Origin of the sequence: Lysinibacillus sp. G01H (genome assembly GCF_028872195.1) — a bacterium.
GTDB lineage: Bacteria > Bacillota > Bacilli > Bacillales_A > Planococcaceae > Lysinibacillus > Lysinibacillus capsici.
Genome location: NZ_CP118397.1, coordinates 3,437,859 through 3,458,171, shown reverse-complemented (window position 1 = coordinate 3,458,171; position 20,313 = coordinate 3,437,859). Strand labels below are relative to the sequence as shown.

Below are 20,313 nucleotides of genomic sequence, written 5' to 3'. Positions count from 1 at the left end.
AAAAATAGTTGTCAGAAAGCTGATTGTCATATATGTTGTAAGGTGTAGAATAATGTTAATACTTTGAAGGAGGTACATGGTATGGATTGGTTACAAGCTGCAAAAGAAAGGCAAGACGAATTAATACAAGAGTTACAGGAGCTTGTGCAAATAAATAGTGTGCTCGATGAGGATACAATAACTACTGAAGTACCTTTTGGAGATGGTCCACTTCAAGCGCTTGAATGGTTACTAGCAAAAGGTCAAAAAGAAGGCCTGCTCACGAAAAATGTTAATAATTATGCTGGACATATTGAAATGGGAACTGGTGAAGATTTACTTGGTATTTTATGTCATGTTGATGTTGTCCCAATTGGAGAAGAAGCAGATTGGACTTACCCTCCTTTCAGCGGCACAGTAGCTGATGGTAAATTATTTGCACGTGGTGCGATTGACGATAAAGGGCCTACGATTGCGGCATGGATGGCCATGAAACTTGTGAAAGATGCAGGTATTCCGTTAGAAAAAAGAGTACGAATGATTATTGGTACAGACGAAGAAACAGGATTCCGCTGTGTCGACCACTATTTTAAACAGGAGGAAATGCCGACAATTGGTTTTGCACCAGATGCAGATTTCCCGCTCATCAATGCAGAAAAAGGCATTGCAGAGCTTGTGTTCTCTCAAAATAAAGTGGGTGATGCAACGAAAGAACAACTACTACTATTTAATGCAGGAAAGCGCTCAAATATGGTACCTGATTTTGCAAAAGCAATGATTCAGCATGTAACAGCATCATTCGAACAGAATTTTCAAACATTTTTAAGCAAAAATCAGCTAGAAGGCTCTTTATTAATGGAGGAGTCTCGCTATATAATAACTATCAAAGGTAAAGCAGCCCATGCAATGGAACCAGATAAAGGTATCAATGCAGCTGTTTATCTTGCAGCATTTTTACAACAAGAGTTGACGACAGAAGCAAGTAAACAATTTGTCGACTTTATTGCAGATGTTTTTTATCAGGATCATTATGGTAGTCAGCTCGATCTGCAGTTTGAGGATACAATGTCAGGACCAACAACATTAAATCCAGGGATCGTAAGCTATGATGTCCATAAAGGTGGCAGTTTAGTAATTAGTATGCGCTATTCAGTTTCCTATCCGTTCGATGAAAAAATAACAGCAGCACAACGCTTAACGGTAGAAAAAGGGTTTTCTCTAGACATACAAGACGACTCCAAGCCACATTATGTCAGCGAAGATGATCCATTCATCCAGACATTAGCAGCTATATATAGACGTCAAACGGGAGATACAGAAACACCTTTATTATCAACTGGTGGTGGGACGTATGCACGTGTGATGAAAAAAGGCGTGGCATTTGGCATGTTGTTCCCAGGGGAGCCAGATGTAGCGCATCGAGCGGATGAGTTTGTTGTCGTTGAAAACCTCGTAAAAGCAGCGGCAATTTATGCTGAAGCAATTGTTGAACTTGCAGGAAAAAAATAACTCAAAGACGAAAAGGATGAACAAAACATGGCATATTCATTATGGAATGATCAAATTGTTGAAGAAGGATCCATTGCAGTATCACCAGAAGATCGAGGCTATCAATTTGGTGACGGCATTTATGAAGTAATCAAAGTGTATAACGGAAATATGTTTACAGCACAAGAGCATATTGATCGTTTCTATGCAAGCGCCGAAAAAATTCGTCTTGTTATTCCTTATACAAAAGACGTTTTACACAAATTATTACATGAGCTGATTGAAAAAAATAATCTTGGTACAGGGCATGTTTATTTCCAAATTACACGTGGTGCCAATTCACGTAATCACGTTTTCCCAGATGCGAGTGTCCCAGCTGTATTAACAGGTAATGTGAAAGCTGGTGAACGTGCATATGAAAACTTTGAAAAAGGGGTTAAGGCTACGTTTGTAGAGGATATTCGTTGGTTGCGCTGTGATATCAAATCTTTAAACTTACTTGGTGCAGTATTAGCAAAACAAGAGGCAGCTGAAAAGGGCTGTTACGAAGCAATTTTACATCGAGGGGATATCGTAACAGAATGTTCATCAGCAAATGTTTATGGGATTAAAGATGGTAAGCTTTATACACACCCAGCTAATAACTTCATTTTAAACGGTATTACTCGTCAGGTCATTTTAAAATGTGCAGAGGAAATTAGTTTACCTGTCGTTGAAGAACCAATGACAAAAGCTGATTTATTAACAATGGATGAAATCATTGTATCCTCTGTATCTTCAGAAGTTACTCCTGTTATTGATGTGGATGGCAACCAAATCGGTACTGGAGTGCCAGGTGAATGGACGCGTAAATTGCAACAAGCTTTTGAGGCGAAATTACCACTTTCTTTGAATACAAAATAAAAGAACCGTTTAAGAGAACTATCGATAAGGGTAGTTCTCTTTTTTATGGATGTAATGTTTGGTATCGTCATGTAAAATAAAAAGGATAGTAATGAATAATTTTACAGATTGAAATTTGTAGAATAATTGTCGATGTATTGAATACAATGCCTCTTTTTTCTACCAAAGCAATCTAGATAAAAGAGAACTATAGATATGGTGAGTAAGAATGGAGTGACCTTTACATGGCACAATTGGTGAAATTACAAGATTACATTTCACGCTATCAAATTGATTTAGCGAGATACCCAACACAATTTGTGCGCTTGAAGAAAAACCAATGGGAGCGCATTAAGCGACAGTGGGAATTGGGAGAAGATATTAGCGAGTGGCAACATGTCGACAATGAGGCTGAAGCGGAGGCTTACGAGGAAAAAGAACGTTTTTCCTTCATAAAAAAATTATTTGCTGGACGTCAAAAGGAAACAACGGAGGATGTGGAAGAAGTAGAAATATCAAATGAGCTTGTTAGCGATGAGGATATCATTCCTGAAGAAGAAACGACGCTCACATTTGAACCTAAAATTGTGTATGCACCACAATCCATCCATGAGTTGAAACGAATGTTTATTGATCAGTTCTTTCATTTTCAAATGAAATGGGCCAGTTCAACATTACGGGAAAAATCATATGTAGATCCTCGCTTCATGCGTGACTCATTGCTCCGTATGCTATTGCAAACATTGCCAGATAATTATCTGTTGTTTTATTATCCAATACTACAAATTAGAAAAGCACCTATAGAGCTAGATGTAGTGTTAATGTCGCCGACAGAGTGTATTTGTATTACGGTCTTAGAGGCTGAAAATCAAGCTGTATATGTAGGTGGCAGTGATCGCTTCTGGATTAAAAAAGTAGGGACGAAGGATTCTAAAGTTCTGAATCCAACAATTAACTTAGGGCGGATGGAATCGGTACTGTCGCAATTATTTAAACAAGAGGATATTGATATGCCCATCCGTAAGGTTGTGCTATCTCGTAATGGTTATTTTGATTATCCTGGTTCACCATTTGGGGTTCGCTTTGTTGATCGTCGAAATTATCATGAATGGATAGAGCATTTAAGAAAAGTTTCCTCTCCTATGAAGCATATGCAAATCCGAGCTGCGCAGACAATTTTAAATACGGTCCAAACCACCTCCTTTAACCGAGATATTTGGCAGCAAGCATCTCAGCCAACAGAGGAATGATCTATGAACATTCTATTTATTGTCAATGAGGCTGCTGGGAATGGAAAAGGAAAAAAAGTTTGGCTCCAACTTCAAGAGCAACTAACGATTTCCTACCAAGTGGCTTTTACTGAATATGCAGGACATGGACAGAAAATCGCTCAACAATGGGCACACCAGCAACAAGAGAAAAAATTGCTTGTCGTTGTTGGCGGTGATGGCACTATTCATGAAGTGGTTAGTGGTGTTATACATAATAAATACATCATAATTGGTGTAGTTCGTGCTGGCTCTGGTAATGACTTTGCACGTTATTTTCATACCTTTTCCAATGCCCAGCAAATCGAGGATTATGTAAAGACTACCTTGGCTAATGTAAGAATGGATGCAGGGATCGTTCATATTGGTAATCAACAAAAGGAAATATTTGTTAATAATGCTGGCATAGGCTTTGATGCCTTTGTGACAAAATCAATTAACACTTCTCGTCTTAAGTTTTATCTCAATAAGATTAGACTAGGCAAACTTTCGTATGCTGTCGCTGTAATTAGAGGGTTATTTCGCTTTGAACGCTTTGACATAACGATACGTTCAGGGGAACAGGAATGGCAATTTCAGCAGACGTGGTTTGTGGCGATGAGTAATCAACCTTATTTTGGAGGCGGCATGAAAATATCACCTGCCGCAAAAGCAGATGATGGGCAAGTGGATATCACGATTGTACATGATATTTCTCGTATCAAATTATTACTTGTATTTGTCACTGTGTTTTTTGAAAAGCATACAAAATTTAAGGAAGTTACTTTTTTACAGGGGCAGGTCTTTGAACTTATCGTAGCAGATAAGGTTGACTGCCATACGGATGGTAATTATATTGGCATTGTCAATCAAGAGACCAATATCCATTGTACAATACAGAAAAATGCTTGGCAGGTTATTGTTAAGGATTTATAAAAATATCATGGTGCAATAATTTCATGCGAATTATAAGGGAATACGTTATACTATAAAAAAATCAATAATTTCATAAGAAAGAAATGAGGAACAACATTGAGATTAAGAAATAAGCCTTGGGCAGAGGAAATGATTACAGATCACCCAGAGGTGATTATTCCAAATCCTGAAGACTTTAAAGGAAATTGGCAGGCTGTTTTCGGCAATGACAACCCTATCCATATTGAAGTAGGGTCTGGAAAAGGACAATTTGTGACCGGTATGGCTTTGCAAAATCCAACAATCAATTATATTGGCATTGAACTTTACGATAGTGTGATTGTTTGTGCACTAGAAAAAGTGCTAGAGGCAAAATCTCCAGCGAATTTACGGTTACTAAAAGTAAATGGCGCAGATTTATATAAATTCTTTGACAAAAACGATGTATCACGTGTATACCTGAATTTCTCAGATCCTTGGCCAAAAACAAGACATGCAAAAAGACGTTTAACGCACGGGGATTTTTTGAAATTATATGAGTCGATTTTAGTGGATAATGGGGAAGTCCATTTTAAAACAGATAACCGAGGTCTTTTCGAGTATTCTTTAATCAGTATGTCTGAATATGGGATGTTATTAAAGTATGTATCTCTCGACCTGCATGCAAATATGCCAGAGGATAATGTGATGACGGAATATGAAGAGAAGTTTTCTGCGAAGGGGCAGCCGATTTATCGCTTAGAATCGCAATTTATCACTAAATTGTAGGGGGAATATGGATGGATCAGTTACAGTTTCACAATATGTCATTATCATGGCTAAACGGGGGTGTTACGTGCCTAGATGGTGGTGCGATGTTTGGTGTTGTACCAAAGCCTCTTTGGTCCCGCAAATATCCAGTCAATGAAAAAAACCAAATTGAATTGCCAACAGAACCTATCCTTATTCAATTTGGGGGCAAAAACTACCTTATTGATACGGGTGTTGGCTTTAACAAATTAAATGAAAAGCAACTACGAAACTTTGGTGTAACAGAAGAATCTTCGTTAGCAGATAGCTTACAAGAGTTAGGATTAACGACAGCGGATATTGATGCAGTGTTAATGACGCATTTACATTTTGATCATGCTGGTGGATTAACGCAGTGGGAAGGGGATGTACTTGTACCGACTTTCCCAAATGCCAAGATTTTTGTAACGAAAATTGAATGGGATGAAATGCGTAACCCCAATATCCGTTCTAAAAATACTTATTGGAAAGAAAATTGGGAGCCAGTTCAGCATTTAGTTGAAACCTACGAAGAGTCATTGGAAGTAGTACCTGGAATCGAAATGATTCATACTGGTGGTCATAGTGAGGGACATGCTGTCATTAAGCTAACGCAAAATGATGAAGTGTTATTGCATATGGCAGATATTATGCCGACTCATGCTCATCAAAATCCATTATGGGTATTAGCCTATGACGATTATCCAATGACAAGTGTATTTGCAAAGGAGCGACTGATGAAGGAAGCCCTTGCAAATAACTATGGCTTTATTTTCTATCACGATGCTTATTACCGTATGATTAGATGGGATGAGTCAGGTAAAGAGATTGTGGATAAATTAGAGCGTAGTAGACAAGCTGTTATTACATTTTAATAGAGCAAGCAAAGGCGAGGTATTTTGGCATATAAAATGTCAATACCTCGCGTTTTTGTTCGTGAACAGGATAGAAAATATGATACACTTAACACGATACTAAAATACAAAAGAGAGTTGAAATAAACATGGCAACTGAACAACCATTTTTACCCGTTTTACTTGGATCAGATATGAATGCATATGGAATGGCACGTGCGTTTTATGAAGCATATGGTATAAAACCACTTGTCTTAGGACGTTCTCATTTAACAGCAACACAAGATAGCCATATCCTACAATTTCAAGAAATAGACCGTTTAAATGAACAAGATGTTTTTGCACCTGCCCTTGCAGAAGTTGCAAAAAAATATGCTGATAAAAAACTGTTACTTTTAGCATGTGGGGACGATTATGCCAAGCTGATCATCAAAAATAAACCAGCGTTACAAGAGCATTTTACCGTACCTTATATCGATGAATCGTTGATGGACGAAATTTTATTGAAAGAAAATTTCTATAAAATGTGTGATCAATATAATTTTAAATATCCAGGTACAACAACGGTGACAGCGGACAACTATGAAAACTTTACACCACCATTTGCTTACCCTATTATTTTAAAGGCTTCAAACTCTGTAGAGTATTGGGCTTGTAAATTCCCTGGGAAGAAAAAAGTATTTGTTGCACATGATGAAGCGGAAAAAACGGCTATATTAAAAGCTATTTATAGCTCTACTTATCAGGATACAATGATTATTCAAGAATTTATTCCTGGGGATGATTCCTATATGCGTGTGTTAAATGCCTATGTAGGGAAGGATGGAAAAGTGAAGCTGATGTGTCTAGGTAACCCTATTCTAGAAGAACATTCTCCTGAAGGAATCGGAAGTTATGCAGCCATCGTGACAACCTATGATAAAGAATTAATGGATCAAGTACGTTTCTTCCTAGAAGACATTGGCTATACAGGTTTTGCGAATTTTGATATGAAATATGATATTCGAGACAAGCAATATAAACTTTTTGAAATCAATTTACGTAATGGTCGTTCTAGCTATTATGTAACAGCAAGTGGGCATAATTTAATGAAGTATGTTGCGGATGACCATATGTTAAATATCGAGCAAGAAGTCACATATGTGCAGGACAAGCATTTATGGATGATTATTCCTAAAGGTGTATTATTCAAATATGCATCCAATGAAAAGCTCAAACTAGAAGCAAAAAAATTAATTAGTGAGGGTAAATACACAAATTCTCTTTACTTTAATGAGGATATGAATGCGAAGCGTTGGGTGAAACTAACACTCAATAATTTAAATTATTATCGTAAGTATAAAAAGTACTTTAATAATAAAGGATTATCCGAATAACATAGAGAAGCCATCTCCATTTTATGAGATGGCTTCTATTGTATATACATAATTAAACTTCTGTTAGTTCCACGACAACACCAGAGCGTGCATCGGCAGCAAATTCGAATGTCTGCATCTCACCTTCATGCATACGCGAGATCCCCCCACGATATACTGGGATGGTAATAATACCGTTTGTGAAATCTTCAGTTTTCATAAAAATCCAAGAACCATCAATCGGCGAATCCTTTTTAAATTCTCTTTTTATGTTTTCAAGTACTTGTCCTGCAGGTACGAACGGAGAAACTTTTTCACTAGCTTCTTTAATAATGACTGCGGCAGCTAAGCCAGTTGCGACACCAATTAAAAAATCACGTAATTTCATACTTTTTTCCTCCTTTTTCTATACCTTTATTTTAGCATAGCCTATAGAGTGAATGCACGTTCACAATTAGCGGATTTAGGAAATGTATCAATATTTCGAATTCGGAAATAATTGTGTTACAATAGGCAAGGAAGAATATTCTACTTCGTGGGGAGAGAGTCATCATGAATGAGGACACATTACAATTATTTAAAACATTAACAGAATTACCAGGCGCTCCGGGTAATGAACACGCAGTACGTGCGTTCATGCGTTCTGAGTTAGAAAAGTACTCGGATGAAATCGTTCAAGATAATTTAGGGGGTATTTTTGGTGTTAAGCACAGCGATGTTACGGATGCACCGAAAATATTAGTTGCTGGTCATATGGATGAGGTTGCATTTATGGTTACTTCTATCACAGATAATGGAATGATCCGCTTTCAAACATTGGGCGGCTGGTGGAACCAGGTTATGCTTGCACAGCGTGTAGAAGTATATACGAAAAATGGGGCAATTCCTGGTGTAGTTTCATCCATCCCACCACATTTATTAACAGATGCAGAACGAGCGAAGCCAATGGATATAAAAAATATGCTTATCGATGTTGGTGCTGATAATAAAGAAGATGCTATGTCTATGGGTGTTCGTCCTGGACAATCCATCATACCAATTTGTCCATTCACACCAATGGCAAATCCGAAGAAAATTATGGCTAAAGCTTGGGATAACCGCTATGGCTGTGGTCTAGCGATTGAATTAATGAAAGAAGTACAGCACGAAAAATTAGGCTCACATTTATACTCAGGTGCAAATGTAATGGAGGAAGTTGGCTTGCGCGGTGCACAAGTATCAGCAAACATGATTAAACCAGATTTATTCTTTGCACTAGATGCTTCTCCTGCCAATGATATGTCAGGTGAAAAAAGTCAATTTGGACAGCTCGGCAAAGGTACTTTACTTCGTATTTTAGATCGTACAATGGTAACACATCGAGGTATGCGTGAATTTATTTTAGATACAGCCGAATCCAATCATATCCCTTATCAGTACTTTGTCTCCCAAGGTGGAACAGATGCTGGTCGAGTGCATACGGCAAACGATGGCGTTCCAAGTGCAGTTATTGGTGTATGCTCACGTTATATTCATACATCAGCGTCAATTATTCACATTGATGATTATGCAGCTGCCAAAGCATTAATTGTTGAATTAGTAAAAAAAGCAGATCGTTCGACATTGGAGACAATTCACGCTAATGTATAAGAAGTTAGGAAGATGCCTTTTAGAGGCATCTTTTTCTATGGAAAGAAAGTAGGGATTAAATGAAGATAGCAATTGGCACAACCAATAAAGCCAAAACAGACGCAGTTGAAGTAATTGTTCGCAAATACTTTGAGGATTCTCTCTTTACTCATGTCAAAGCTGCTTCTGAAGTATCAGATCAACCGATAAGTAATGAAGAAACTAGATTAGGAGCAATGAATCGTGCTAAAAACGCATTGATTTTAACGGATGCAGAATTATCATTTGGCTTAGAAGGTGGCGTAACTGAAATCGATGATGAAATGTACGTTTGTAACTGGGGTGCATTAACTGTATCAGACGGAACAATGTTTACAGCTGCCGGCGCACAAATTATTCTGCCAAAAGAAATTGCCCAGGAAATAAGAACTGGTGGAGAACTTGGACCGATTATGGAGCAATATACAAAGCGTCGAGATATTCGACAGGGTGCAGGTGCTGTAGGTATTTTTACGCAAGGTTTAGTGAGTAGACAGATGATGTTTGAGCATATTGTCTCGCTTTTGGTTGGTCAATATTTGTTCACATTTTCACAAAAATAGTTAAAAAGAATTAGTGGCGAGAGGGTAGTTAGGTTGCATCTTATGAATAATTTTTTTAAAATAGAAAAAAGTTAGTAGTGAAAGGAAGAGAGACATGTTATTTTCATGGCTAAGAGCAATTGGCCTAATGCTTTTACTTCTTGTCCTTTCTGGCTGCAATCAATCTATTGATGATCAAATTGCTAATGGGCTCCAATTAACGGAGAAGGTTTTTGCTGAAGAGCCAGAAGAACATACAGTAGAAATTGGGGATATCAAATTATACTTACCTTCAAACTTTAAAATTGAAGACAGTTCAGATGCTTATAATATTGTGATTTCAAAAGGAAAAGAAAGCTACATTCTTTTTATCAATGATCGTGAAGCACAAGACAGTAAACTTTATTATAGTCTTTTAAAAGAAAATGATGCGGACAAAATTATCGAGGAATCGACTTTTGATAAGGATGGTCGTTTTGGCTTTACAGCGGTTCTAAAAACGGACGAAGAAAATGAAATGGAACTCATTGTAAGTAGTGGTGGTGTGAAGATGACAACCATTTCAAAGGCTAAACAAATTGAAAATAATTTGCGTGAGATGACGAAAATCGTTCATTCGGTTAAGATAAAGTAAATAGAAGGAATGAACAGAACGGTTCACAAACATGTGAGCCGTTTCATTTTGAAGTTAGGATGTGAAAAAGATGAAGCAAATGAAGTCTGAACAACTAGTCGAGCTATTAAAAAAGCATTTAACTGAAGAGAAATATGAATTTCATTTTGATAAAAAGTACGATAAATTACGCTTGAATCATAAGATGATTGAAAAAGGGATGGAGCTCTCCTTACCTGGGATTTTAGCAAAATATAATGAGAAGCAAGAGTCGGCGATTGAAGAAGTTATATATACAATTGAGCAAACCTTTAATGCGATGGTACAAGAAAAAGAACAGGGTTTCCAAACGACTACACAGATTTATCCCGTAATTCGTGCCACTTCTTATCCACAGAAATCGAAAGAAGGGCATGCTTTTATTACAACTGAGCATACAGCTGAAACGCGCGTTTTTTATGCACTCGATTTAGGTAAAACCTATCGCTTTATTGATGAATCCATGCTAGAAGCCTTACAATTAACTGTAGAACAAATTCGAGAAATGGCACGCTTTTCGGTGAAACAACTACCAACCGCCTATAAAAAAGATGAGGTAGCAGGTAATATTTTTTATTTTGTCAATGTGAATGATGGCTATGATGCTAGCCGTATTTTAAATGAGAGCTTTTTAAAAGAAATGCAGGCACAAGTGGAGGGCGATATGACATTATCTGTGCCTCATCAAGATGTATTAATTATAGGTGATATTCGTAATGAAACAGGGTATGATGTATTAGCACAGATGACAATGCATTTCTTTGCAGTCGGTACTGTACCGATTACGTCATTATCTTTTATTTATGAAGATGGGGAACTAGAACCAATCTTTATCTTAGCAAAAAACAGAGTGAAAAAGGAGCAAGAATAACAATGAACGTATTTTACAACAAAGAGCATGTAGGAGATGTCTTACTAGTTCAACTAGCAACGGAGGCCATTGTGAAAACAGAAGTAGAACGTGCTGGTGATATTGCTATTTTAAGAGAAGCTCAAACGGGAGAAATTAAAGCCTTCAATTTATTTAATGCGAGCAGTTACATCCAAACAGATGCTAAAGGCTTAGTAGAAGTGACACCAGAATTAGTAGCACAGCTAGCAGTGGCAATCGAAAAAAATGGAGCTAATATTAATCTTGATGTTGATTTTTCACCAAAATTTGTTGTTGGTTATGTAGAAACAAAGGACAAGCATCCTAATGCTGACAAATTGAGTATCTGTTCAGTCAATGTAGGAGATGAGATACTACAAATTGTATGTGGTGCCCCTAATGTAGAAGCAGGTCAGAAGGTAGTTGTTGCGAAAATTGGTGCCGTAATGCCTTCAGGAATGCTTATTAAAGAAGGGAATTTACGCGGTGTTGAGTCTTACGGCATGCTTTGTTCAGCGCGTGAATTAGCGATTCCTAATGCACCATCTGAAAAAGGAATTTTAGTATTACCAGAGGATGCTATAGTAGGTAGTGCTTTTGAAGCACCAACTAAATAAAAATTTCCCTATTTAAAAAAGAAATTATTAAAATTTAAAGGTTTTATCATGATATTATTCCTTGTGTCAAGGTGAAATGCCCTAAATCGTTATGTTACTAATATGCTAGTAGCATAACGATTTTTTTGTTTAGAATGAGCCTCTAAATGCAAGTTTCAAGACCGTTTTTATGGTATGCTTTTTGATGTAGACATTGAGCTATTGATAAATTTAAAACTAGACAATGCTATAAATGAAGTGTAAGAGAAATGAGTGAAACGAAGTGAACTGGTTTAAAAAACAAATTAGTAAATTTATTAATAAAGAAGATGAAAACTATGAGTATGAAGAATATTATGAGGATTATGGAGAAGTTCAGTCGGAGCAATTACATACACAAAAAGAACCACCAATCTCTAAGCAAAAGACTTTCCGTTTTCCTTTGATTGACGATGATGAAGGTGAGGCTTCCTATACGTCCTCAAAAGAAATGTTTGATCAAATGGAAGATGATGAATATGGACAAATAGGGGAATTATCGTTACCAAAACATTTAAATCATCATATTGTCGATTCTAGTGTTTATGATGTAGAGGTTTCAGGAATTCGAGATTTACTAGCAAATCGCTCTAAACGTACAGGTAGAAAAACAACGATGAAAAGTCAGCCTTCAGAACAAGAATTTCGTTCAAGAGCAAGCTTAGTGTTTCGTGATGCACAAAATGAAACAGCTAATATAAGTCCTATGACTGCACCTGCACCAAAAGAAAAGAGTCAGCGAAAAGAACAAAAAGTTGAAAATATTATGCCTGAGAATCGCAAACGATTTGTTCCAACAGATGTGCCTTCACCTGTCTATGGTTTTGCAAAACCAAGTCCCATCAAAGAATTATTAGATAAAAGAAAAGAGGAATACGAGAAGCAAGAAACCGATGTACAGTTAGTTGAAAAGGTAACTGTTGCAAAGCCTTTAAAAGAAGCGACAACAAATGAGGTCAATGAAAATATACTAGAAGAAAAAGAGCCGGCTAGCACAAACCAAACGGTTGTATCCGAACACCATGAGATTATTCAATCGAAAGAAATTTTGACAGTAAGTGAACCAATTATTTTTGAGGAAGAACTGTTGGTTGAAGAGAACGATGATAAGGAAAATTTGTCATCAAATGTAGCTGTGCCTCAAACGACTTCTTTTGCTATGGATTTTGAAGGGCAAGAGAAGGAAGCTGTTGTTCAAGATCAAACAGTTCAACAACTTTCAGCAGATCAATCCGAAATCCATGTCAAAGAAATGATTGTGGAACAAGTACAAATTGAAAATTCTACGATCCATATTGGAGAAGTTACTGTCGTTCAACCGTCAATGGATGACCAATCTCCTGATACTGCATCGAGGGAAGACAAAAGTCGAATTCCATTTAATGTACTCATGTTAAAAACAGATAAAGAAAAATGGAGAATCCAACAGCAATTAAAGATGGCTCATCAGCCTATACGTGTAGAGAGCAAGCCGGAAACAGAGAAAAACAAACTAGTGGGTGTGATGCCAGAAAAATCATCGTCCTTAGACAGCATGACAACAAATGAAATGTCCGTTTCACCATCAAAAGATGACAACGATTTCCATATGACAGAGAATGTTCAATTGCAAGTAGATGGTCCAGTGCAACTTGATATAAAAGATGAAGTAGAAAGTGTCACTACAAAAAGCAATGCTGAAGAGCCTATTGCTGTAATTACAATGGCTCCTGTTACATCAATGTCAAGTATCTCAACAAATGAAAGAATAGAAATTGAAAAAACCACTGCAGATGAAATTTCTGCAACTATTGAGCCAAAGCTTGAGTTAGAACCAGAACTTGAACTAGCTTCAGAACGGGAACAAGTGTCAGAACCAGAACTAGCTATCGAACCTGAAGTCGTTTCAGAAATTGTAGAGTATGCTCCAGTAGAATCTGTTGAGAATCAAGTAGTAGAAGTAGAAGTAGAAGTTGAGTTACCAGCAAAGCTTGCTCACGTCTATCAAAAGCCTACGGATGAATACCTAGAGCCACCAGAGGAAAAAACACAAGATACGGATTGGATGGAGCAACAGGGCGACACATTAGTCGAAGCACTATCTTATTTCCAAGTTTCTGCACAAATTGAATCGATTATGCAAGGTCCTGCCGTTACTCAATTTGAAATAACGGTGAGCCATGGTACAAAGGTTAGTAAAATTCGAAACTTAGCAGATGATTTAAAACTTGCCTTAGCAGCAAAAGATATTCGTATTCAAGCACCAATTCCTGGGAAGAGTTCGATCGGTATTGAGATCCCAAATCGGGTATCACGAGCTGTTCGCTTATCTGAGGTAACAAATAGTCCCTCCTTTGTTGAGTCAGATTCACCATTAGAGGCAGCATTAGGACTTGATTTGACTGGAAAGCCTGTTACGTTAGATCTACGTAAAATGCCACATGGCTTAATCGCTGGTGCTACAGGTTCGGGTAAATCCGTTTGTATTAATTCTATTTTGGTTAGTTTATTATATAAAGCTGCACCACACGAGCTAAAACTCATGCTGATCGACCCTAAAATGGTAGAACTGGCGCCTTTTAACCATATTCCGCATTTAGTTAGTCCTGTCATTACAGATGTAAAGGCGGCAACGGCTGCACTTAAATGGGCAGTTGAGGAAATGGAGCGTCGCTATCAACTATTTGCTCATGCAGGTGCACGTGATATTACACGTTTTAACGCCATAGCAGATAAAAATAATGAACATAGCCTGAAGTTGCCTTACATTTTAATTGTCATTGATGAGCTAGCTGATTTAATGATGATGTCTCCAGCAGATGTAGAGGAGGCCATTTGCCGTATTGCTCAAAAGGCACGTGCATGTGGTATCCATTTAATTGTTGCAACACAAAGACCTTCAGTGGATGTTATTACAGGGTTAATCAAATCAAATATCCCTACACGTATTGCCTTTGCCGTTTCCTCTCAAATTGATTCTCGTACCATTTTAGATGGGCAGGGAGCAGAAAGGTTACTTGGTCGAGGGGATATGCTATATTTAGGTAATGGTATGTCAGCGCCAGTGCGTTTACAGGGAACTTTTGTAACAGATGATGAAATTGAATCGATTATTGAGCATGTTCGTGAACAGGGTGAGCCTGATTATATTTTCGATCAAGAGGAATTATTAAAGAAAACAGAGGTGTCGGCAGAACAGGACGATTTATTTGAAGATGTTTGCCGATTTGTCTATGAGCAAGGTGGCGCTTCTACCTCATTGATTCAACGAAAGTATCATATAGGCTATAATCGTGCTGCTCGTTTAATTGACATGTTAGAATCACATGGTTTTGTTTCGGAAGCAAGAGGAAGTAAGCCACGTGAAAGTTACATTACCGAAGAAGATTTAATTACTATGTTTGAATAAGAATTGCATTGTTTTCGTCTAGATTATCTAATTTACGTCGAATTTAGTTTTTTTAGAAAAGTTACACATCTATCCTTATGCATAAAAAGTGCTATAATAGACAAGATGTGTTGAATAGTACGTATTTTTTAACACTTGTGAAGGTATTAATACCTAACCATTCGTGAAATAATACGATACACCTAATAGATGATAGATGGGATATTGAAATTCCCGGGGGGTTTAATTAATGACAGTTTTTCATTTCACAGGCATTAAAGGTTCTGGCATGAGTTCGCTTGCTCAAATCTTATTTGATGCTGGTGAACAAGTACAGGGCTCAGATGTCGATAAATATTTCTTCACGGAGCAGCCGTTACGTGAACGTAATATTCCAATTTTTACATTTAATGCAGATAATATTAAAGAAGGTATGACAGTGATCGCAGGTAATGCATTTTCTGATGATCACCCTGAATTAGTACGTGCTCGAGAAATAGGTGTAGAAGTCATTCGTTACCATAAATTTTTAGGTGAATATATTGGCAACTATACATCCATTGCCATCACAGGTGCACATGGTAAAACGTCTACGACTGGTTTAATGGCACATGTAGTAGGTGGCTATAAACCGACATCTTATTTAATTGGTGATGGTACTGGGGCAGGTCATGAAAATGCTGATTTCTTTGTGATGGAGGCGTGTGAATACCGCCGTCACTTTTTAGCCTATAATCCTGATTATGCTGTGATGACGAACATCGATTTTGATCATCCAGACTACTTCGCTAATATAGAGGACGTATATTCTGCATTTCAATCATTAGCATTACAAGTGAAAAAAGCAATTATCGCATGTGGTGATGATGAACAGCTTCAACGTATTCAAGCAAAAGTACCAGTTGTGTATTATGGATTTGGTGCCGAAAATGATTTTGAAGCACGTAATGTTGAAAAAACAACTGAGGGTACAAAATTTGATGTTTTTGTACGTAATGAATTTTATAGCACTTTCTTTATCCCATTATTTGGAGATCATGCTGTTTTAAATACATTGGCGGTTATTACGCTATGTGAATATGAAGGCATTTCTCCAGATATTATTCAGGAGCGTTTACACACGTATAAAGGTGTAAAAAGACGTTTTACTGAGACCAATATAGGGGATAATGTTTTAATAGATGACTATGCACACCATCCAACGGAAATTCGTGCGACAATTCAATCAGCACGACAAAAATATCCTGAGCGTGAGCTAGTTGCGATTTTCCAACCACATACATTTACACGTACACAAGCTTTTTTACAAGATTTTGCGGATAGTTTGAGCCTTGCTGATACAGCCTATTTATGTGATATATTTGGCTCTGCGAGAGAAACGCAAGGCGCACTTTCTATTCATGATTTAGCGTCACTTATTGAAGGCAGTGCAGTGATTACCACTGAAGGAATTGATATATTAACAAAACATAATGGCGCAGTATTCTTATTTATGGGCGCTGGTGATGTTCACAAGTTCCAAGATGCTTTTGAAGACGTGCTTAAAAACAATGAAACAGCTTAGTCCGTAGGGGTTAAGCTGTTTTTTCTCAAATTTAAGCAGGAATTCCGTTTTTTTTGTCGAAGATAGGGAAAGTAATAGTAAAGACAATTTACTAGCAGGAGGTCAACTTATGGAAGTGATTTTGTATATTGCAGCCATTATTGCTGCAATCGGTTTTTTAATCTTATGTGTGAGCGTGGGCATGACACTATTCTCGCTTAAATCCATCCTAAACAGCTTAGCTGGGACATTATCTGGGATTGAAGGCCAAATGGAAGGCATTACACGCGAAACAACGTCTTTATTATCAAAAACAAATAGCTTAGCAGAGGATATTCAACATAAATCTGAACAATTAAATTCAGTTGTTCAAGCTGTTAAAGGTATTGGTGACTCCGTTAATGGTTTAAATAATTCTGTTCAGCAGATCACTTCTTCTGTTTCTAAAAGCGTAGAACAAAATGAAGAAAAAATTGCACAAGTTGTACAATGGAGTAACGTTGCGATGGGGATTGCGGATAAATGGAAAAAACGCAAAATCATCGAGCAGGAATCGGTATCACCAGATGCCTATGCATTTGAAACTGTGCAAGTAGAAGAAACACCAAAAAGAAAATGGGGTCGTAAAAAATGATAATTATTCAGTGAGTATTCTATGCTGGCTGAATAAAAATAAAGTCTTAGACATATAAGTTGAAGATGCATCTGTGAAAGTAGATGGACAACCAGTCTAGACAAATTTGATAATTAGATGGGGAGGAATTGTTGCATGACAACTCAAAAGCCAAATTTTAACGAAGTAAAGGAACAGCAGCTTGAAAGTTCTTTGCCTCAGCTTTATCATCCACAAGACTCGATTTATGAAGAGGAGCGTGTTAACATGAAGGATTTTGTGATTGGCGCATTAGTTGGTGGAATCGTAGGGGCTGCTGCAGGTCTACTGTTAGCTCCAAAATCAGGAAAAGATTTACGCAGTGATGTGGCTGTACAAGCTGTTCAGCTAAAAGATAAGAGTGCAGACTTCTCGACAACTGCAAAAGATAAAACAGTTCAACTTTCTAAACAAATTCAAGAGCAATCTACACAATTAGTAGAGAAAGTAAAAACACTAAAAACCGCAAAAGCACCAACTGTTTTTGATGATGGTACGGTTTCCTTTGAAGGGGAAGAACCATTAGAGGATTACATTCCAAGTGAGGAACCAAAAGCCGAAGAAACGACAGAAAACGCAGATCAAAAAGAAGAAACAAATGAAGAAGTTCGTGCATAATGCATAATATAAAGGGATACGTTACAAGATAAAGTTGTAACGTATCCCTTTTTTTAAATGATAGGTGTAGATTCTAATATTATTTCTAATTGATCACCACCAAATATCTCTGTATCAAAGCTCGCTGTCTGGCCATTTCTTAAAATTGTAAAATTCCCCTTAAAGTTGCTTGGTAGCTGCCAATTAGAGAATCGGAAAACATCTTGATAAATCCAACGACTGCGATCCTTTTCTTTAAATATTAAAGTCGCTCCATTGTGTACAGTGGACTGTGGTGATACAACCATTTTATTAACAATTGCTTCATTTGCAGTCTTCTTTAGTTCCAAAACTTCCTGTTGGAAATGAATAATGATTTTATCCTCTAGCAAAAGATTCATTTGGTCTGCGATGTGTTGTACTGTTGGTAGAGATGGTTGTTGGAAGCTTATCACATCTCCATTTTGTACAGCATAGCTCAATTTTGCTACTTTTCCATTAATCATTAGCTGAGGGGAAAATTCTGGTAAATATAAAGGTTGTCCATCCACTTGAATCGTATAGGACTCAAATTGTTTTAACAAATGCCAATTATTAGTGATTTTAAAGACATCCTCAATTGTTTCGGCAATATCAAAAACGACGATATCACGATCATTTAAAACGGTATCGAGTGATGCAGAAGAGTTATTGACAGTAATTTTCGGCTCAATCACATATTGGGTGTTTTGAATTGTCACTGTCTTTATTGCTGCATCATCTATAAGATCTCTTACTGTAGCCGTCGCCTGTTGCCCATCTTGGCCTTCTATTAACTGAATGGCATCTCCAGTTTTAATCAGGCTTTTTGTAGATGCCTGTTGCCCGTTTACCAATATTTCAGCAGGCTGACCATGTCCGCCTGGTATAAAAATGTCCTGTCCGTTGACACTGATAGATAGCCCATGTCCTGGTTTTCCATATAATTGCTTTGCGCGAATATTTGCAGCTAGAAAGGCATCAGCCACAGTCATTTCTTTTAGTTCAAAAAGACGTACCACTTGATTATTGACTGTTAAACTCATATATTGAATCGGCATCTTTTTAGCAGCAATGGCAATACCAATAGGTGTGACTAATTCAGGTGAGGCTTTTATATGTTCTTCTTTTGTTAAGTTTTGAATAGCATCAATGCCTCGAACAGCAATACGATTAGCTGGTAAATTTAGAACTTGACCTAGTTCTGTAGTAAGGTTGGGTGTTAAACTACCTCCACCAACCAGCATAACGGCTTTGGGTGCTATTCGGTTATTGAGTCGTAAAATTTCTTCTCCGATAGACTTCGCCAACTGTTTCACTGCAGGCTCAATAGCTAAAAAAACCTCTTCTTTGGGATAGAACTGATCAAAGCCTAAAATATCTTGAATCAATATCTCTTCAGAGGTTTGTAGCTGACGTTTAGCCTCTTCAGCTACAGGGAAGTCTAGCAAATAGTGGTCGCTTAAAGCTTCTGTTATTTCATCGCCAGCTGTAGGGACCATGCCATAAGCTACAACTGTACTTTTATCCGTAATGGCAATATCTGATGTCCCTGCCCCTATATCAACAAGTGCCACATTTAAGCGACGCATCGTTGGAGGAATCAGCACATTAATGGCAGCAATCGGTTCTAACGTCAATGCTTCCATCTCTAAATCAGCTCGTTTAAGAGCAGCAATCAATGATTCCACCACCACCCGAGGTAGAAATGTTGCTATCACTTCGATTTGGGCTTCATCCCCTTGTTGATCCAACAGGCTTCCAATCTCCTCGCCATCCAAGCGATAATACAGGACTGAGTAACCTACACAATAATAGTGGCTAATTTTTGCATCCTCTTTTTGTTGCAAGAGTTGCTGCTGTGCTTGTTGAACAGCCTGAAGTTCCAAGCGACTAATATCTTCTTCAGTAAAAATGGGTCGATTACGTATATTGATGGTCACACTAGCTTGTTCAGTTTTCAAAGATCGACCTGCTGCAGCGACACTTACCTTTGTGAGAGGTCCATGTTTCTCTTCAAGTTCACGTTTTATTTCATTAATTAATTCTGCCACATACATGACATTATGTATTTGTCCATCTACCATGGCACGTTCTTTATGCTCTTTTACTAAAATATCTTCCACATGAAAATGGTCATTTTCTTCTTGGAGAATAATCCCGACCACAGAGCGAGTGCCAATATCAAGTGCGAATAGTTTAGAACTCAATGTAATCGCTTCCTTTCGCGTCATACTTGAAAATAATTTAGCGAGTTGAAGCGCTAAATTAAAAATGCGTGACATTCTGAACAACATTGAT

Annotated in this window: 18 protein-coding genes; 16 read left to right on the top strand and 2 right to left on the bottom strand. The window is 37.5% G+C overall.

What is annotated here, in order from left to right; translation table 11 throughout:
- Nucleotides 1–81 precede the first annotated feature (81 nt).
- From pepV to PSR12_RS17485, 7 genes are all read left to right on the top strand, one after another.
- Entirely contained in the window at nucleotides 82–1,488 is a 1,407-nt protein-coding gene (gene pepV, locus PSR12_RS17515; protein WP_004226076.1) for a dipeptidase PepV, read from the top strand.
- A 27-nt stretch (nucleotides 1,489–1,515) separates the two neighbouring features.
- Nucleotides 1,516–2,370, top strand: a complete 855-nt coding sequence (gene dat, locus PSR12_RS17510; protein WP_221681027.1) for a D-amino-acid transaminase — start codon at nucleotides 1,516–1,518, stop codon at nucleotides 2,368–2,370.
- A gap of 224 nt (nucleotides 2,371–2,594) precedes the next feature.
- Entirely contained in the window at nucleotides 2,595–3,599 is a 1,005-nt protein-coding gene (locus PSR12_RS17505) for a nuclease-related domain-containing protein (protein ID WP_221681026.1), read from the top strand.
- Between the two features lie 3 nt (nucleotides 3,600–3,602).
- The gene (locus tag PSR12_RS17500; RefSeq protein WP_274769951.1) at nucleotides 3,603–4,532 is read left to right on the top strand and encodes a diacylglycerol/lipid kinase family protein; all 930 of its coding nucleotides are present in this window, start codon (nucleotides 3,603–3,605) and stop codon (nucleotides 4,530–4,532) included.
- 96 nt (nucleotides 4,533–4,628) lie between these two features.
- Nucleotides 4,629–5,279, top strand: coding sequence for a tRNA (guanosine(46)-N7)-methyltransferase TrmB (gene trmB, locus PSR12_RS17495; protein ID WP_016991781.1), 651 nt, complete (start codon nucleotides 4,629–4,631; stop codon nucleotides 5,277–5,279).
- Nucleotides 5,280–5,290: 11 nt separating this feature from the next.
- Nucleotides 5,291–6,154 (top strand): YtnP family quorum-quenching lactonase, encoded by an 864-nt coding sequence (locus PSR12_RS17490; protein ID WP_221681024.1) that lies wholly within the window; start codon nucleotides 5,291–5,293, stop codon nucleotides 6,152–6,154.
- Between the two features lie 128 nt (nucleotides 6,155–6,282).
- The gene (locus PSR12_RS17485) at nucleotides 6,283–7,509 is read left to right on the top strand and encodes a carboxylate--amine ligase (protein WP_066037570.1); all 1,227 of its coding nucleotides are present in this window, start codon (nucleotides 6,283–6,285) and stop codon (nucleotides 7,507–7,509) included.
- Between the two features lie 52 nt (nucleotides 7,510–7,561).
- Here PSR12_RS17485 and PSR12_RS17480 read toward each other — a convergent pair whose 3' ends face one another.
- Nucleotides 7,562–7,876, bottom strand: a complete 315-nt coding sequence (locus PSR12_RS17480; RefSeq protein WP_004226089.1) for a hypothetical protein — start codon at nucleotides 7,874–7,876, stop codon at nucleotides 7,562–7,564.
- 164 nt (nucleotides 7,877–8,040) lie between these two features.
- Between PSR12_RS17480 and PSR12_RS17475 the strand changes: the two genes are divergently transcribed.
- The 9 genes from PSR12_RS17475 (at nucleotide 8,041) to PSR12_RS17435 (ending at nucleotide 18,015) form a co-directional block, all read left to right on the top strand.
- Nucleotides 8,041–9,117: a M42 family metallopeptidase gene (locus PSR12_RS17475; RefSeq protein ID WP_221681023.1), complete on the top strand. Its 1,077-nt coding sequence runs from the start codon at nucleotides 8,041–8,043 to the stop codon at nucleotides 9,115–9,117.
- Between the two features lie 59 nt (nucleotides 9,118–9,176).
- Nucleotides 9,177–9,698, top strand: a complete 522-nt coding sequence (locus PSR12_RS17470; protein ID WP_221681022.1) for a DUF84 family protein — start codon at nucleotides 9,177–9,179, stop codon at nucleotides 9,696–9,698.
- 94 nt (nucleotides 9,699–9,792) lie between these two features.
- Nucleotides 9,793–10,311: a hypothetical protein gene (locus tag PSR12_RS17465; RefSeq protein ID WP_221681021.1), complete on the top strand. Its 519-nt coding sequence runs from the start codon at nucleotides 9,793–9,795 to the stop codon at nucleotides 10,309–10,311.
- A gap of 70 nt (nucleotides 10,312–10,381) precedes the next feature.
- Nucleotides 10,382–11,200: a DUF1444 domain-containing protein gene (locus PSR12_RS17460; protein WP_221681020.1), complete on the top strand. Its 819-nt coding sequence runs from the start codon at nucleotides 10,382–10,384 to the stop codon at nucleotides 11,198–11,200.
- A 2-nt stretch (nucleotides 11,201–11,202) separates the two neighbouring features.
- Nucleotides 11,203–11,817, top strand: a complete 615-nt coding sequence (gene ytpR, locus PSR12_RS17455; protein WP_221681019.1) for a YtpR family tRNA-binding protein — start codon at nucleotides 11,203–11,205, stop codon at nucleotides 11,815–11,817.
- Nucleotides 11,818–12,079: 262 nt separating this feature from the next.
- The gene (locus PSR12_RS17450; RefSeq protein WP_274769944.1) at nucleotides 12,080–15,223 is read left to right on the top strand and encodes a DNA translocase FtsK; all 3,144 of its coding nucleotides are present in this window, start codon (nucleotides 12,080–12,082) and stop codon (nucleotides 15,221–15,223) included.
- Between the two features lie 229 nt (nucleotides 15,224–15,452).
- A complete protein-coding gene (gene murC / locus PSR12_RS17445) occupies nucleotides 15,453–16,766 on the top strand; it encodes a UDP-N-acetylmuramate--L-alanine ligase (RefSeq protein ID WP_221681017.1) in 1,314 nt (437 codons plus the stop codon).
- A gap of 109 nt (nucleotides 16,767–16,875) precedes the next feature.
- Complete coding sequence (locus tag PSR12_RS17440) at nucleotides 16,876–17,379, top strand: DUF948 domain-containing protein (RefSeq protein ID WP_004226103.1); 504 nt, start codon at nucleotides 16,876–16,878, stop codon at nucleotides 17,377–17,379.
- Between the two features lie 135 nt (nucleotides 17,380–17,514).
- Nucleotides 17,515–18,015: a YtxH domain-containing protein gene (locus PSR12_RS17435; RefSeq protein WP_257520362.1), complete on the top strand. Its 501-nt coding sequence runs from the start codon at nucleotides 17,515–17,517 to the stop codon at nucleotides 18,013–18,015.
- A 53-nt stretch (nucleotides 18,016–18,068) separates the two neighbouring features.
- Here the strand turns inward: PSR12_RS17435 and pilM are convergent, their stop codons facing one another.
- The gene (pilM, locus tag PSR12_RS17430; RefSeq protein ID WP_274769941.1) at nucleotides 18,069–20,222 is read right to left on the bottom strand and encodes a pilus assembly protein PilM; all 2,154 of its coding nucleotides are present in this window, start codon (nucleotides 20,220–20,222) and stop codon (nucleotides 18,069–18,071) included.
- Nucleotides 20,223–20,313 lie beyond the last annotated feature (91 nt).